The organism is Streptomyces sp. NPDC025618 (assembly GCF_055558795.1).
The window spans coordinates 1-14923 of record NZ_JBVHLW010000004.1 but is presented as its reverse complement, the minus strand read 5'-3'; the positions used below and the strand labels follow the sequence as shown (position 1 = coordinate 14923).

Genomic DNA, 14923 nt, shown 5'->3' with positions numbered 1-14923 from the left:
CAATGTCTTTTTTTTTTTTTCCCCGGAGGGGGGGGGGGGTGGGCGCCCCCCCCCCCCCCCCCCCCCCCCCCCCCCCCCCCCTCCACCCCGCGCCCGAAGGGCGCTCTCCCGCCGCAGGCGGCAACGAAACCCGCAGCCGGGGGCCTGGGGCACGCGCCCCAGTCGGGAAGGGGCGGGGCTGGGGAAGAAGCTGCCCGCAGGGCTACGTCGTGCCGCACACATGCCCCCCGCGCATCGGGATCCCCCCGCGCACCTTCTCCAAGTCCCGCAGGACTTCGCCGAGCTTCGCCGGCCCCGGCGCGCTCAGATAGTCCAGAACCCCGTGCTGGAAAGCGAACCGCATCCGCGGCGGCATCGAGTCGGACGCGTCGAGGCACAGCGCGCCCGCGCCGCGGAGCTCGCGGTCGATGTGGGCGTTCAGCGGCTCGTCGGCGGGGACGGGCACCGGCCTCTCGGCGAAAGGGAAGAAGGGGCGGAAGGGGTTCCCCGGGCGGTCCTTGTCCGGTTCGGACCAGACCCGCTGGGCCTCCGGCGTGGTCAGGAAGCGCAGGAGCTGCCGCGCCGCCGGGCTGTCGTGGAAGAGCGCCGCGTAGTCCGCCGAGACCTCGCGCGCGGTGGAGCGCGGGTCCGCGCCGGGCAGCACCCGCGGGCTGGGGACGAAGTCGGGGTGCCGGTCCTTCGGGTAGCCGCTGCGGATGAACGTGCCCTGGTGCTCCAGCACGCACGCGCCGGGCCCGGAGGAGCGGAAGAGCCCCTGGGTGTAGTCCTCGGCGAGGGCCGCCCGGGCCGGGCCCGCGGTGAAGACCGAGCCGAAGGTCCCCCAGGCCCTGGCCATGACGTCGGAGTCCCACGGGAGCTCGCCGTTCGCCAGCTGCTCGTAGACCCGCGCGCCGCTCTGCTGGAGGAGGATGTCCTCGATCCAGTCGGTGCCCGGCCAGCCGGAGGTGTCGTCGCCGCCCATGCCCGCGCACCAGTGGGCGCCGTCGGCGGCGAGGGCGGTCAGGTCCCGGGGCGGGGCGCCGGCGTCGTACCACGCGATGCTCTTCAGGTCGGCCTTGACCGGTACGGCGTAGACCCGGCCGCCCGCCCGGGACGTCCACTGCGGGCCGTAGGCGTCCAGGGTGCTCTTCGGCAGGACGCCGTCGAGGGGCGTGAGCGCGTCGCGCGCGGCGTAGTCGGCGGCCTCGCCGCGGCTGGGCAGGATGGCGATGTCGGGCGGGTCGCCGGTGCGCTCCTGGGAGAGCAGCAGCTCGCGCTGGGCGGTGGTGCCCTGATAGCTGACGCTGACGGCGTGGTGCGTGCGCTCGGCGAAGGCCCGGAGGACCTTCTCGAAGCGCTGCTGCTCCAGGCCGGACCAGGAGGCGAGCACCGTCACCCGGGCGGGGTGCTCGCCCTGCCGGTCGCCGTACGCCACGGCCCCGATCGCCACCAGCCAGAAGGCGAGCAGGGCGGCGGTGACCGGCTGCCCGCGGTCCCGCGCGCCCAGCAGCACGCTCATCGGGCTCTCGGCGTGCCGGACGGGGACCGGGTGCCGGAAGCGGTATTCGTCGATGCGCGGCTGGAGCCCGATCAGGACCAGCGCGGCGATCAGCACGCCCGCGAGCACCACGTAGCCCGTGAGCGCCGCACGCCACTGGGTGCTCCGCAGGGCGTCGTTGACCTGGTGGAGGGTCTCCGCGCCTGTTCCGCCGTGCGTCCGGTCGTACGCGATGCGCGCGGCCGCCGTGTGCAGCCGGCCCTGGATCTGGACGGCGAAGACGGCCAGCGTCAGCGCGAGGGCGGTCAGCAGCGCCGTGCCCGCGGCCAGGGCCGGGTTGACGCGGCGGCGGAACCGGCGGCGCAGCGTGCGCTGGGTGTCGGCCAGCAGCCAGCCCAGCCCCGCGCACAGGGCGAGGGCCACGGTCCAGACCAGGGTCAGCAGCCAGCCGAACGACACCTGCCGGTCCAGCACGTCGCGCTGTTCCCGCTGGACCTCTTCGAGGCGGTCCACGATGCCGCTGCCGGGGCGCGTCAGGGTGGAGTGGGCGCTCGCCACGTACGCGTCGCGCAGCACCGCGTCGGTGCCGCTGCGGACGGCCTGCTCGATGAGATAGCCGTACGAGGAGACGAGGCCGGAGGCCGTGCGCAGGGTCTGCCGTCCGTCGTCGCCCGCGACGGTGTCGATGGTCGCCTTCTCCAGCGCCTGGTTGGCGGCGTTGAGCTGGGCCCGGTACTCCTCGCCCGCCCCTTCGACGGGACCGGCCGGGCCGGTCAGGCCGGCCTTCGCGGCGGCGAAGGACGCTTTGAGCGAGGTCTCGGCGGCCGCGATCTCCACGATGGCCGGGGTCGTCCGGCCGTTCACCGCGGGGGCGTTGCGGCTGACGCCGTAGTACGCGGTCAGCAGGGCCGCGCAAGTGATCAGGGTCCCGGCGAGGAGGGCGGCGAGGCGTCGTATGAGGTACGGGCGGGTGCCGGAGGCGCCGTTCATGCCGTCGGACCGGCGGGCGGCGGGGAGAAGCGGTGCCCGCACTCCGCGCAGACGTTGGCCCCGGCCGCCGAGCGGCGGGCGCACCGCGGGCACACCAGGTCCGGGGCCTCCGCCGGGGGCGGTGGCTGCTGGGTCTCCTCGGTCCACTGGGTGCTGTGATCGGCTGTCACCCAGGCCGCGTTGAGGTCGCCGGTCGACAGGCCGGGCCGCACCCGGACCTCGCCGCGTGCGGCGTCGGTGACGGTCACCAGGCGCCGCAGTCTGCGCAGCGTCTTCTCGTCACCCAGCTCGTGTGCCAGGCGCACCGCCCGCCCCCACGCGGCCTCCGCCGCGTCCGGCTCACCGCGTTCGTACGCCTCGCACCCGGCGACCACGGACCGGCCCAGCTCCGCGTGCCCGTCGTAGTGGGCGACGCGGGGGTGGACGCGCGTCGACAGGGCGCGGTCGTCGGTCCATACGACCTTCAGCTGGCAGGGGGCGGGCAGCGCGGCGGGCGCGGGGGCGGCGTCGGCGCCCGGCGTCACCAACGTGACCAGGGCGAGCTGGAGTTCCTCGCCCGCCGGGTCGCCGTCCGGGTCGGCCGTGACGCACAGGTGGAAGTCACGGGACTCGTCGCCCCACGCCCCGGTCGGGAACTCCCATGTGCGCCCGTCCGTCCGCACGCCCTCGGCGGTGAGGTCGAGCTCGGTGGGGAAGACCTGCTTGACGAAGCGGAGTTCGCTGCCGTCGCGCAGACTGACCCGGATCCGTACGTCCGGCAGGGCCTTGGCCATGGCGCTGGTCATCATCGTGCGGAACTCCGCCTCCAGGTCGGAGTCGTTCTCGACCGCGTCGGCCACCCCGTGCAGCCGGGCGGCGATCTCGCGGAGCTCGGTGGCCGCCCACGCCTCGCCGATGCCCCGCGCGTCGCACCGGAACCGGCCCGCGCACGCGGACAGGACGCGCTCCAGCTCGCCCGGCCGGTCGTGCTCGTTGCGCCCGTCGGTCAGCAGCAGGGCGTGCCGGATCGGGGTGTCCTCCGCGGCGAGCAGGCCGTGCGCGCACTCCAGCCAACTGGCGATCGCGGTGCCCCCGGCGGCCACCAGACCGGCCGCCACATGCGCGGCGTCGGCCCGCGAGTCGGGTCCGGCGACCGCCATCCGCCCGGCGCCCGGATAGACGACGCGGGCCTGCGCGGTGCCCTCGACGAGCGCGAACCGGGTGCCGTCGCGCAGCACGTCGACGGCCGCGGCCGCCGCCCGCCGGGCCGCCGCGATCTTCGTGCTCGGCGAGTTCATCGACCCCGAGCAGTCGATGACGATGACCTCGGCGGACTCGGCCCGCCGGGCGAGCGGGCGCGTGCCCCCGGCCTCGACGGTGAGGATCGCGTGCGCCGGTACGGTGCCGGAGCCGGCCGGCAGATACCAGTTCTGGCCGATCAGCGCGCTCAGCGCGGGCCCGCCCGGTCCGGCGGCACCGCTTGCTCCGTTCATCGCTCTCCCCCTGGTCAGACGCGGGTCGTCGGGCGGACGCGGTTGGCCAGGTCGACCAGGACGCCGAGGCCGTCCGGGGTGCGGGCCTGCTGGGCGAGGCCGCGCAGCTTCTGTTCGAGCCGGGCGCGGATGGTGAACTCCTCGTCGTCCGTGCCGAAGAGCGTGCCGCCGGGCGGCGTGGCGGCGGGTGCCGGGTCCGCCCGGATCCAGTCCAGCGCCACGTCGAGCAGCTCGGCCTCCAGCCGGTCGCGGGCCGGGCCCGTGGCGTGGCCCTCGTCGAGATAGAGGCGCGGCAGCCGCACGAGCGCCTGCGTGAGGTCGGCCGCCTCCGGCAGCCGCCGCGCGCCGTCGGAGCACAGCCGCCCGCCGAGGATCCGGACGCACGCCGTACGCGCCGCGTCGTGGTGCCGGGAGACCTCCGGCACGCCGTCGAGCACCTCCACGGCGCCCCTGCGGTCACCGGCGGCGAGCCGCAGCCGCGCGAGGCCGAACGCGGCGCTGCCCTGCGACCGGTTGCGCTGCCACACGGCCTGGTAGTAGCGCTCGGCGGCGGGCGCGTCACCGCGGTGCTCCGCGCAGTAGCCCAGCGCCAGCTTCGGCGCGTACTCACCCGGCAGGTCGGCGTAGACGCGGCCGAACTCACCTGCCGCGCGCGCCGGTTCGCCCCGCGAAAGATGCAACAGGCCCTGGTGCCAGCTCAGTCGCCAGTCGTACGGCGCCGGGGCACCCACCGCCGAGCGGGCCGCCGCCAGCCGCTCCGCCGCCTCCTCCGGCTCGCCCAGCTCCAGGTGGGCCCGGCACTGCCGCAGCGGGATCTCCACCGAGCTGCGGTCCGACGCGTAGAGCTGCTGGATCAGCCGGCGCGGCCCGCTGGCCGTCGGCTGCCCGAGCAGCGCGGCGCCCGGGTCCGCCGGGTCCGGATAGGGCACGGGCAGGACCAGCGGCACCCGGTCCGGCGCGGGCAGCCCGTGGCCGAGGACCGGCCGCCGCGGCCCGCTCAGCCAGCGCTCCAGGGGCGGCACGCGGCCCAGCGACGCGTCCAGCAGGGCGGCCGTCGGCGCGAACAGCGTGGACGGCTCCGGGTGTTCGCGGCCGGTGCGCAGCGCGCGGATCTCCCGCAGCACCCCGCGCAGCTGCTCCGCCATCTCGCGGGCGGAGGCGTAGCGGGCGCGCGGGTCCTCGGCGGTGGCGCGGGCGACGGCGCGTTCGTAGGACTCGCCGCCCAGGCCCGGCGGGCGGTCGGCGGGGGACGCCTCGTCGGACAGCGCCCGCAGCGTCATCCCCACGCTGAAGAGGTCCGAGCGCGGCGAGAGCCCCGCCGCCCGGTGGTGCGCGACCTCGGGCGCGATGAAGCCGCGCGCGCCCAGGATCGTGCCGTCCCGGTCCCCGATCCGGCGGACGGCGCCCAGATCGATGAGCTTGACCCGGTCCTCGTGGTGCATGACGTTGTTGGGCTTGAGGTCGCAGTAGAGCAGGCCCTCGCGGTGGAGGTGGCCGAGCGCGTCGAGGACGCGGCAGCCGTACGCGAGGACGTACTCGAAGACGCGCGGCCCGCCGAACGGGCCGTCCCCGCGCGCGATCCGTTCCTTGACCTGCGACAGCTGCATGCCGCCGACGAACTCCATGACGATGTAGCCGGTGCGCCCGTCGTCCTCGGCGGTGCCCCGGGCCGGGTGGGTCACGTAGTTGATGATGCGGACGATGCCGGGGTGGTCGAGGCGGGTGAGCGAGCGCCGCTCCTCGCCCGCGAGGTGGAGGGCGACGGGGTCCCCGGTGTGGATGAGGCCCTTGAGGGCGACGGGGTGGTTCTCCAGCCGGGTGTCGTGGGCGAGATAGACCCAGCCCAGGCCGCCGTTGGCGAGGCAGCCGACGACGCGGTACTGCTCGCCCACGAGGTCGCCCGCGGCGAGGCGCGGGGTGAAGTCGAAGGGGTGCCCACAGTGGGAGCAGTAGCCGGTGGCGAGGGCGGGCTGGCCCGCGTGCGGGCGGCCGACGATCGCCGTGCAGCCTTCGTAGCCGCACGTCTTGCCGCCGAGCGGCACCTGGGGATCGGGCACGACGAGCGCCTCGGGGGAGGGCGTGCGCACGAACGGCAGGTCGAGCAGGCCGTCGCCCGCGGGCTCCACGCTGAAGAGCCGGTCGGCGGCGATCCGCCGCCGGGTGCCCGCCGTGGGCGGGCTCTCCATGGGCGGGCGCTGTTCCGGAGGGCGTATCCGCCGCCCGGTCACCCGGCAGAAGCCCGTGCCGTCGGCGGAGCAGCCCTCGCAGCCGGGGCGGTCGCAGTCGGGCGGCCGGGCTCCCCCTGTCACGGTCACGGCCGCTCGCCCCCTCGCGGGCGGTGGGTGTGCCGCCGTACGGCCTCCGCGAAGCCCTCCACCGCCTGCTCGGCCTCGGTGAGCTCGCAGGGCGCCTGGTAGAGGAGATTGTGGGCCGTGCGGTAGAGCGGGGCCGCCGCCTGCTCCTCCTCCAGGCTGCGGGCGGCGAGCAGCGCGAAGAACGCCTCCAGCCGGCCGCGCAGTTCGTCGCGGCGCGCGATCGCCGCCTCGGCCCGGCCGATCGCCTCCTCGACCCGCAGCAGCCCCGACTCCACCGCGCTCTCGAACGCCGCGAGCTTCGGCAGGAACCGTCTGCTGCCCAGCTCGGGGTCGTGGCGCAGCCCCGTCAGGTCCAGCCGCAGCCCGGCCGCCTCGCGCGGCGGGCGGCGCACGGGCGCGATCAGGGCGGCCCTGTCGTACGCGGTGCGTTCGCGGCGGGCGATGTGCTCGATGCGGTCGCGCACCCGGTCGAGCCGCGCGGCGATCTCGTCCTTGCTCGGGTCGGCCATCCTCAGCGCCAGCTCCAGGCTCTGCGAGTCGGGGTTGCGGAAAACGAGCAACAGGCGAGCGCCGCGGGCGGCCAGCAGGTCGGTGAACTCGACGAGTGCGACGGGGTCGGCCGCGTAGTCCACCCCTTCCGCGACGATCGTCAGCGGCACGGCACGGATGTCACCGAACCGCCCCACCACGGAGTCGCCGTTCCCGGGCTGCAGCCCGAGCCGGTCGGCGACCCGCTCGGCGAACTGCGCGACGGTCTCCCCGGACACGTCCAGCGCGAGGTCGACACTGCCGACGGGCGGCGCGGTGTCGTCGAGCGCCCGGGTGACGACGTGCCCGTTGGCACCCCCGGCCGGCCGCCCGGGGGAGCGGGGCGCGGGGACGCGCGGGTCCCCCGTGGCGCGCGCGGGGACCGGCGGGGGCGGGTCGGCCACCACCTCGCGGTCGGCCAGGGCGACCGCCCGGCTCAGCGTCGCGGCACGGGCCGCCTCGCCCTTCTTGATGACGATCGCCTCGACGTCGCGCATGCCCTCCGCGGCGCGGAACCAGCGGGCCAGCCAGCGCGCGAACTCCCGGTCGCGGGGCGCCCCCGAGGGCACCGGCGGGAGCGAGTTGCCGGGCCGGCCGGTCACGTGGTCGCCGATGAGCGGGAGATACCGCACGACGGTCTCGATGGGGATCATGTACGACAGGTGCAGCTTGCCGTCCGGCGCGGCCGAACTCCGGTCGTCGTAGCGGCTGACGACCATGCCCAGCACCCGGTGCGTCTCCGCGTCGGTGACGGCCGCGCCGCTGAACCCGGGCCGCACCGTCTCCTCCGGCGTGGCCGGGAAGAGCTGCACCCACTCCCCGCGCGGCCCGCTCGGACCCGCGATCGTGGCCCGGAACCACACCCCGTCGGCCAGCCCCCTCGTCCGCGGGAAGCCGCACATCCGCACGGCCCGGCCGGGTGACGGCGCCACGCGGTGCAGCGGCGCCGCGTGCCGGGCGTCCTGCGGCTCGGCCAGCCGGAGCAGCGCCACGTCACCGCGTGAGTCCGCCAGCTCCGGCACCCAGCACCGCTCGGCGACCCGCGCCCGCACGGCCGGCGCCCCGGCCACCCCGACGAGCTCCGCGACCACCTCGGCGGTGGGCTCCGGCCCGCCGTCCCAGGGAATGACATGGGCACAGGTCAGAACCGTGTCGGCGCTGACCAGGATGCCCGCGCCCAGCATCTCGCCGCCGGGCGTGGAAATACGGACCCGCCAAGTCTCCTCGAACGTATGGCCGTTGACGGGGTCCTCGGTCTCCTCCCCCATGGGCGCAGAGCATACGCGCGACCCGGCGCGAAGTGACCCCTCGTGACCCAGGGGTCACCGTTCTGTGTGGTCCCGGTCCGGACCCGCGCCCGCGCGCCGCGGCGGGCGAGCGGCGCGGTTCACCCGTTTGCCGGGCACCGGGTCCGTTGCTCCGGTAGTCGTACGGTCACCCCTGGTGACCTGCCGTTACGCCTTCCGGGCGGCTCGCCGGAGGCGGTCGATCTGATGTGACGTCAAGGTGCGGCGGGCCCGGAACGCGGTTTCGCTCGGCTCATAGGAGCGCGGAATCCTCACGCCTTCGGTGGCACATCGGTGTGCCGCGTCCGCGTTCTCGGAGGACAGGCATGCGTACTGCACGAATGCTCACCGGGGCCGCTCTGACCATGACGGCCCTCGGGCTGGCGGGTGCCCCCGCGCTCGCCGGGGACTTCGGGAAACTCGAGGTCAGCCCCAGCCCCGCCCAGCCCGGCACCGTGATCACGGTGAACACCACCGCCTGCGGCCCCGACGGCTCGGGCACGGGCGACGCCAGCGCGGTCGGCGGCCCGGCTTCCTTCGCCCTCAAATCGGGTGCCCACGACGCCGTCGTGGGCCAGTTCACGGTCCCTGCCAAGGCGAAGTCCGGCACGTACGGCATCGGCGTCAAGTGCCGCAACGGCAAGGAGGCCACGGGTGACTTGATGGTCGGCGGTTCCGTTGGCGGTGGTTCCGTCGGTGGCGGTGGTGGTGCGAGCAGTGCTCCCAGTGTGCGGGCGGGCGCGGGCGCGGGCGCGAGTGCGAGCGCGAGTACGGGTGCGGGCGTGATGACCACGAAGCCGCCCAAGGGCGGTGTGAAGACCGGTGTCGGCTCCACGAGTGAGAACTCGGGCCTGACGGAGATCATGGCGGGGGCGGCGCTGCTGGCGACGGCGGCGGTGGGTGGTACGTGGTTCTTGCGGCGGCGTGGGGGTGGGCGGATCTGAGGCGGGTTGTTTGTGCTTGGGGTGGGGTGGTCTGCGGGTTTCGTTGCCGCCTGCGGCGGGAGCGCCCTGCGGGCGCGGCCTCAATCGCCGGCCGGGCTTGGGTGTGTGGTGGGTGCCGGGGGTGGGTCTTCCGGGCTGAGGACCTGGAACGCGGTGCGGGCACCGTGAGGCGTATTGAGTGCCCCGAATTCGCACCGCGTTCCAGAACCCCACCCTCCAGCCCCACCCCCTCCCACCGGAGGGCACGTGCGGGACGTATCCGCTTCAGGGTTCCCAATCAGCCCGTTGGGGGCACCTCTGGGGGCGCCCCCGGACGGAGTCTGGGGGAGGTAGCTGGGGGAGTTTGAGGACAACGCGGCGAAGCCGTGTTGCTGGGGGTCCGGGGTGCAGCCCCGGTTCCGGCAACGTGCGCGGGGGTCTGGGGGCTCGCCCCCAGTTTCGGGAAGGGGCGGGGCTGGGGAAAAGGCGCCGCAGGCCAACGGGCCCGCACGCGGGGTCTGGGGCGCCGCCCCAGTGACCGGCCCGCACTCGGGCAAAGGCAACGCGCAGCGCAGGCTCGCGTCCCAGTGACCGGCCCGCACCCACAACCCCGGTAAAAGCAACGCGCAGCGGAGGCTCCGAATGGGCGAGACGCGGAAGACCCGCCACGCCCGCACCCGCACCGCCCGTGCCACCCGAGCCCACGAAGCCCGCGCGGCAAGCGCAAGCGCACCCCGGGACCCCGCCGCGGAAGCCCGCCGCAAGGCGGTCGTCGCCACCGCGCTCGCCATCGCCCTCTGCCTCGGCAGCTGGCTGATCCGTCACGGCGCGGACGCCCAGGGCCCGCCGCCGCAGCCGTCCGCCGCCCAGGCGTTCGCGCCGTACCGCCCCGGCGCGCCCGTACCCCGCATGGGCCCCAGCGTGCCGCCGCTGCCGCCCTCGCCGCCGACGCGGGTCCGGATCCCGGACATCCAGGTGGACGCCCCGACGTGGCCCCTGTCCCTGCTGCCGGACGGCAGTCTCGCCAGCCCGCCGGAGGACGACCGCGACCTCGCGGGCTGGTACGCGGGCGGCACCACGCCCGGGGCGCCCGGCACGGCGATCGTCGCCGGGCACGTCGACACGGCCGCCGGCCCCGCCGTCTTCTACAGCCTGGGCGCTCTGAAGAAGGGGCAGGCCGTGGAGATCGCCCGCGCCGACGGCCGCACCGCGGTCTTCACGATCGACGCGATCGAGGTGTACAGCAACGACGACTTCCCCTCCGAGAAGGTCTACGGGCCTTCCGCGCGGGCCGAGTTGAGGGTGATCACCTGTGGCGGCGGCTTCGACACGGACGCCCACGCGTATCTGGGCAACGTCGTCGTCTACGCGCACCTCACTTCGGTGCGGGAGCCCTTCCCGCGCGCCCGGCCGGCCGGTCCCGCACCTCTCGCGCCCATGCGGTCAGTCCTGCGATGAAGCCCGCGCGGTCGCGCGGCGACAGGCTGTCCAGCGCGCGCAGCAGCGGCCGGGAGCGGGTGGCGATGAACGCCTCGACCACGGGCAGGCGGTGCTCCGCGACGGCGACCAGCGTGCGGCGCCGGTTGGCGGGGTCCTCGCGGCGCTCGACCAGGCCGGCCCGGTCGAGTGCGCCCACCAGCTCACTGGTGGTCGACAGCGACAGCCGCAGCCGCTGCGCCAGCTCGCTCACGGCCAGCGGCTGTTCGGCGATCAGCTGCGGCAGTACGGCGCCGTGCCGCGCGGTGAGGTTGTGGGTCTCGAAGACCGTGCGCAGCTCGTCGGGCATCTCGGCGGTGGCCTGGCGGATATAGGGCGCCAGCAGGGGCACCAGGCCGATGGCCTCGGTCTCCTCCGGGGTGGGGAGCCGGTGTTTCCCGGGTTCTGCGGCGTGGGGCATACTGCGATTGTAGATGCTTCGTAAATCCAAACCATTCGGGAATCCGAACTTCTGGACAGGGGGCTCCACCATGCCGTCCATCGGCTACCAGGACGCGGTCAACGACGCGCTGGAACGCATGCACGACCTCGGTTACGAACGTGGGGCCCAGGGCGACCTCGCCAACCACGGCCCCATGGGCGCGGAGGCACTCGCCGTGCTCGGCCACGGCGACGAGGTCGCCGCGTGGGTCGAGGGCTACCGCACCGTCATGCCCCACCACGAGGTGCCCGCCCCGCGCTTCGCGCTCGACCCGGCCGACCCCGCCTCCTGGCGCCCGGCCCTCGGGGACTTCTCCCGCGCCGGTGACTGGGAGGTCCTCTTCGCCCGCGAACTCGCCGCCGCCCCCTGGCGCGAGGTGCTCACCCGCTGGTGGCCCCGGCTGCTGCCCGGACTGCTCGCGGGCCTCACCCACGGCGTGATCCGCACCGCCCACGCCGTACGCTCCCTGGCCGCCGCCCCGCGGCCCACCCCGGGCCAGCTCACCGAGCTGGCCCGGGGCCTGGCCTACTGGGCGGCGCGCTTCGCCCACCTGCCCGGCGAGGTCCGGATGCGCGGCACGCGGAACCTCGCGGCGGCCGTGGCCGCCCTGCCCCGCACCCCGCACACCGGCGACTTCGTCCCGGGCGTCGCCGCGCGGCGGCTGGCCGTCGTGGACACCTTCCCCGGCTACGCCGAGGCCCTCGACGCGCTCGCCCCCGCGCACACGCAGTGGCTGCTCAGCGAGATGACCACCGAGTTCGCCGGGGTCTACCTGGCCCATCCGGAGCTCCCCGAGGTCCCCCTCGTGCACGGCGTCACCGCGCCCGCCGCCGTACGCCTCGTACTGCCCCACCTGCCCGACGAGCTCCACGAGCCCTCACTCGCCGCCCTCTGGCACGTCCACACCGCGCTGCTGCTCGCGTTCACGGGCGACCGCGGCGCCGAGGCGACCGTGGCCCGGGACGCGGCGGAGGCGGATGTCCCGCCCTTCGACGAACTCATCGCCCGGGCGGTGGCTCACGGCGACGAACACGTCCTCAAATTCACGGAGGCGTGCGCGAGGGAGTTCGCGTTGCGGCCGGATGGGCGGTTCGGGGCTGCGGTGCTTGCGGCGCAGCGGCGCATTTCGCCTCGGGGGGTGGCGGGGTAGGGGGTTCTTATCCGGGGTTGCCCCCGGGCCCCTGGTTGGGCGCGTGCCTCAGCCTCCGGCGTGCGGGTTTCGTTGCCGCCTGCGGCGGGAGCGGCCTGCGGCCGCGTCCTCAATCTCCCCCAGCTAACGCTGGGAGGTGCCCCCACGGGCTGTTTGTTCCCCAGCCCCGCCCCTTCCCGAAACTGGGGGCAAGCCCCCAGACCCCGCAACGCGCTTCGCGCGTTGTCCTCAAGCGCCGGACGGGCTGATTGGGAACCCTGAAGCGGATGCGTCCCGCACGTGCTCTCCGGTGGGAGGGGGTGGGGCTGGAGGGTGGGGTTCTGGAACGCGGTGCGAATTTGGGGCACTCCATACGAGAAACGGTGCCCGCACCGCGTTCCAGGTCCTCAGCCCGGAAGTCCCACCCCCGGCACCCACCACAACCCAAGCCCGGCCGGCGATTGAGGCCGCGCCCGAAGGGCGCTCCCGCCGCAGGCGGCAACGCACCCGCACAAGGCAACGGCGCTCCCGCCGCAGGCGGCAGTGGACCCGCACAAGGCAACGGCGCTCCCGCCGCAGGCGGCAGTGGACCCGCACAAGGCAGCGGCGCTCCCGCCGCAGGCGGCAGTGGACCCGCACAAGGCAACGGCGCTCCCGCCGCAGGCGGCAACGAAACCCGCACAAGGCAACGGCGGAGCCCCCGGCTACTCCGCCGCCGCCCGCAAAGCCCCCAGCAGGTCCAGGATCGGCTGACCATACTTCGCCAGCTTGCCCTCACCCACCCCGCTGATTCCCGAAAGCTCCTCCAGCGATGTGGGCGAAGCCGTCGCGATCTGCCGCAGCGTCGCGTCGTGGAAGATCACATACGCGGGAACGCCCTGCTCACGCGCGGTGGCCGCACGCCAGGCGCGCAGCTCTTCGAAGACCGGGACCAGCTCCGCCGGAAGATCGACGGGCACGCTCTTCCTGCCCGTACCGGAGGAAGAGCGCGAGGCACTCTTCGCGGTGCGGACCGGCTCGCGGCGCAGTCGCACCTCGCGCTGCCTGCCCAGCACCTCCGCGCTCGCGTCGGTGAGGACCAGCGTGCCGAAGTCGCCCTCGACGGCCAGCAGCCCCTGCGCCAGCAGCTGGCGGACCACGCCCCGCCACTCCGCGACGCTCAGCTCGGTGCCGATGCCGAAGACCGTCAGGCCGTCGTGGTCGTGCTGGATGACCTTCGCGGTCTTCTTGCCCAGCAGGATGTCGATGATCTGCCCCGCGCCGAATTTCTGCCGCCGCTCCCGGGCCAGCCGCAGCACCGCGGAGAGGAACTTCTGGGCGGCGATGGTGCCGTCCCACGTCTCGGCGGGCGTCAGGCACGTGTCGCAGTTGCCGCAAGGGCTGCTCTGCTGGCCGAAATACGCCAGCAGTTGGACCCGGCGGCACTCCACCGTCTCGCACAGGGCCAGCATCGCGTCGAGGTGCGCGCCGAGCCGGCGGCGGTGGGCGTCGTCGCCCTCGGAACCGTCGATCATCTTGCGCTGCTGGACGACGTCCTGCAGCCCGTACGCCAGCCAGGCCGTGGACGGCAGGCCGTCGCGCCCGGCGCGGCCGGTCTCCTGGTAATACCCCTCGACGGACTTCGGCAGGTCGAGGTGGGCGACGAAGCGTACGTCCGGCTTGTCGATGCCCATGCCGAACGCGATCGTGGCCACCATGACCACGCCGTCCTCGCGGAGGAAGCGCGCCTGGTTCGCGGCGCGGACCCGCGCGTCGAGACCCGCGTGGTACGGCAGGGCGTCGATGCCGTTCTGCACGAGGAAGGCCGCCGTGTCCTCCACGCCCCTGCGGGACAGGCAGTAGACCACGCCCGCGTCGCCCTGGTGCTCGGTGCGCAGCAGCTCCAGCAGCTGGCGCTTGGGGTCGTCCTTCGCGACGATGCGGTACTGGATGTTCGGCCGGTCGAAGCTCGCCACGAAGTGCCGGGCGTCCTGGAGATTCAGCCGCCCCGCGATCTCCGCGTGCGTGGCCTCCGTGGCGGTCGCCGTCAGCGCGATGCGCGGCACGTCCGGCCAGCGCTCGTGGAGCTGGGACAGCGCCAGATAGTCCGGCCGGAAGTCGTGGCCCCACTGCGCCACACAGTGCGCCTCGTCGATGGCGAAGAGGGAGATCTTGCCTCGGTCCAGCAGCCGCAGCGTGGCCTCGACCCGCAGCCGCTCCGGCGCCAGATAGAGCAGGTCGATCTCGCCCGCCAGGAACTCCGCCTCGACCGTCCGCCGCTCGTCGAGATCCTGCGTGGAATTCAGGAACCCCGCCCGGACCCCGAGCGCGCGCAGCGCGTCGACCTGGTCCTGCATGAGCGCGATCAGTGGCGAGATCACCACCCCCACACCCGGCCGCACGAGCGCCGGGATCTGATAGCAGAGCGACTTGCCGCCACCGGTGGGCATGAGCACGAGACTGTCCCCACCTGCGACGACGTGCTCGATGATCTCTTCCTGGTCGCCTCGGAACGCGTCATAGCCGAAGACGCGCTGAAGGCAGCGCAGGGCGTCGCTGGGGTTGGCGGGGTCGGAGGGACGAGCGGTCTCAGTGGGAGCGGCCATTTTTGAAGTCTACGAGGGTTGGCTTACCCGAATGGGTGACTGTGGATAAGTGGGGTCGCTCGCTCGCCGTTGTCTGGTGCGGGTTGTCTGTGGCTGGGGTTCGGGTGGCGTCAATCGCCGGCCGGGCTGTGGTTGTGGTGGGTGCCGGGGGTGGGCCTTCCGGGCTGAGGACCTGGAACGCGGTGCGCTGCGGGTCATACGCATTGAGTGCCCCGAATTCGCACCGCGTTCCAGAACCCCACCCTCCAGCCCCACCCCCTCCCACCGGAGGGCACGTGCGGGACGTATCCGCTTCAGGGT

At 74.4% G+C, this 14923-nt stretch carries 9 protein-coding genes; 3 read left to right on the top strand and 6 right to left on the bottom strand.

The annotated features are described in order from the left end of the window. Window positions 1-202: 202 nt before the first annotated feature. The 4 genes from ACZ4A5_RS05630 to ACZ4A5_RS05615 are packed head-to-tail and all read right to left on the bottom strand — an operon-like array spanning window position 203 to window position 8050. Entirely contained in the window at window positions 203-2467 is a 2265-nt protein-coding gene (locus ACZ4A5_RS05630; RefSeq protein WP_467578735.1) for an ABC transporter substrate-binding protein, read from the bottom strand. Further along, window positions 2464-3939, bottom strand: a complete 1476-nt coding sequence (locus tag ACZ4A5_RS05625) for a VWA domain-containing protein (protein WP_467578733.1) — start codon at window positions 3937-3939, stop codon at window positions 2464-2466. The genes ACZ4A5_RS05630 and ACZ4A5_RS05625 overlap by 4 nt, the downstream gene beginning before the upstream one ends. A gap of 14 nt (window positions 3940-3953) precedes the next feature. After that, complete coding sequence (locus ACZ4A5_RS05620) at window positions 3954-6254, bottom strand: serine/threonine-protein kinase (protein ID WP_467578731.1); 2301 nt, start codon at window positions 6252-6254, stop codon at window positions 3954-3956. Next, window positions 6251-8050: a trypsin-like serine peptidase gene (locus ACZ4A5_RS05615; protein ID WP_467578729.1), complete on the bottom strand. Its 1800-nt coding sequence runs from the start codon at window positions 8048-8050 to the stop codon at window positions 6251-6253. The genes ACZ4A5_RS05620 and ACZ4A5_RS05615 overlap by 4 nt, the downstream gene beginning before the upstream one ends. Window positions 8051-8394: 344 nt before the next feature. On the opposite strand from ACZ4A5_RS05615, the gene ACZ4A5_RS05610 reads away from it, so the two are divergent. Both ACZ4A5_RS05610 and ACZ4A5_RS05605 read left to right on the top strand, forming a co-directional pair. Continuing rightward, on the top strand, window positions 8395-9012 hold the full coding sequence (locus ACZ4A5_RS05610) for a hypothetical protein (RefSeq protein ID WP_467578727.1): 618 nt from the start codon (window positions 8395-8397) through the stop codon (window positions 9010-9012). Between the two features lie 621 nt (window positions 9013-9633). After that, window positions 9634-10449, top strand: coding sequence for a class F sortase (locus ACZ4A5_RS05605; RefSeq protein WP_467578725.1), 816 nt, complete (start codon window positions 9634-9636; stop codon window positions 10447-10449). Here ACZ4A5_RS05605 and ACZ4A5_RS05600 read toward each other — a convergent pair. Then, window positions 10367-10888: a MarR family winged helix-turn-helix transcriptional regulator gene (locus ACZ4A5_RS05600; RefSeq protein ID WP_467578723.1), complete on the bottom strand. Its 522-nt coding sequence runs from the start codon at window positions 10886-10888 to the stop codon at window positions 10367-10369. The two genes, ACZ4A5_RS05605 and ACZ4A5_RS05600, sit on opposite strands and share 83 nt — an antisense overlap. Window positions 10889-10958: 70 nt before the next feature. Here ACZ4A5_RS05600 and ACZ4A5_RS05595 point away from each other — a divergent pair, with 70 nt between their 5' ends. Next, window positions 10959-12059: a questin oxidase family protein gene (locus ACZ4A5_RS05595; RefSeq protein ID WP_467578721.1), complete on the top strand. Its 1101-nt coding sequence runs from the start codon at window positions 10959-10961 to the stop codon at window positions 12057-12059. Between the two features lie 683 nt (window positions 12060-12742). Here ACZ4A5_RS05595 and recQ read toward each other — a convergent pair. Then, window positions 12743-14623 (bottom strand): DNA helicase RecQ, encoded by a 1881-nt coding sequence (recQ, locus tag ACZ4A5_RS05590; RefSeq protein WP_467578719.1) that lies wholly within the window; start codon window positions 14621-14623, stop codon window positions 12743-12745. Between the last annotated feature and the right edge of the window lie 300 nt (window positions 14624-14923).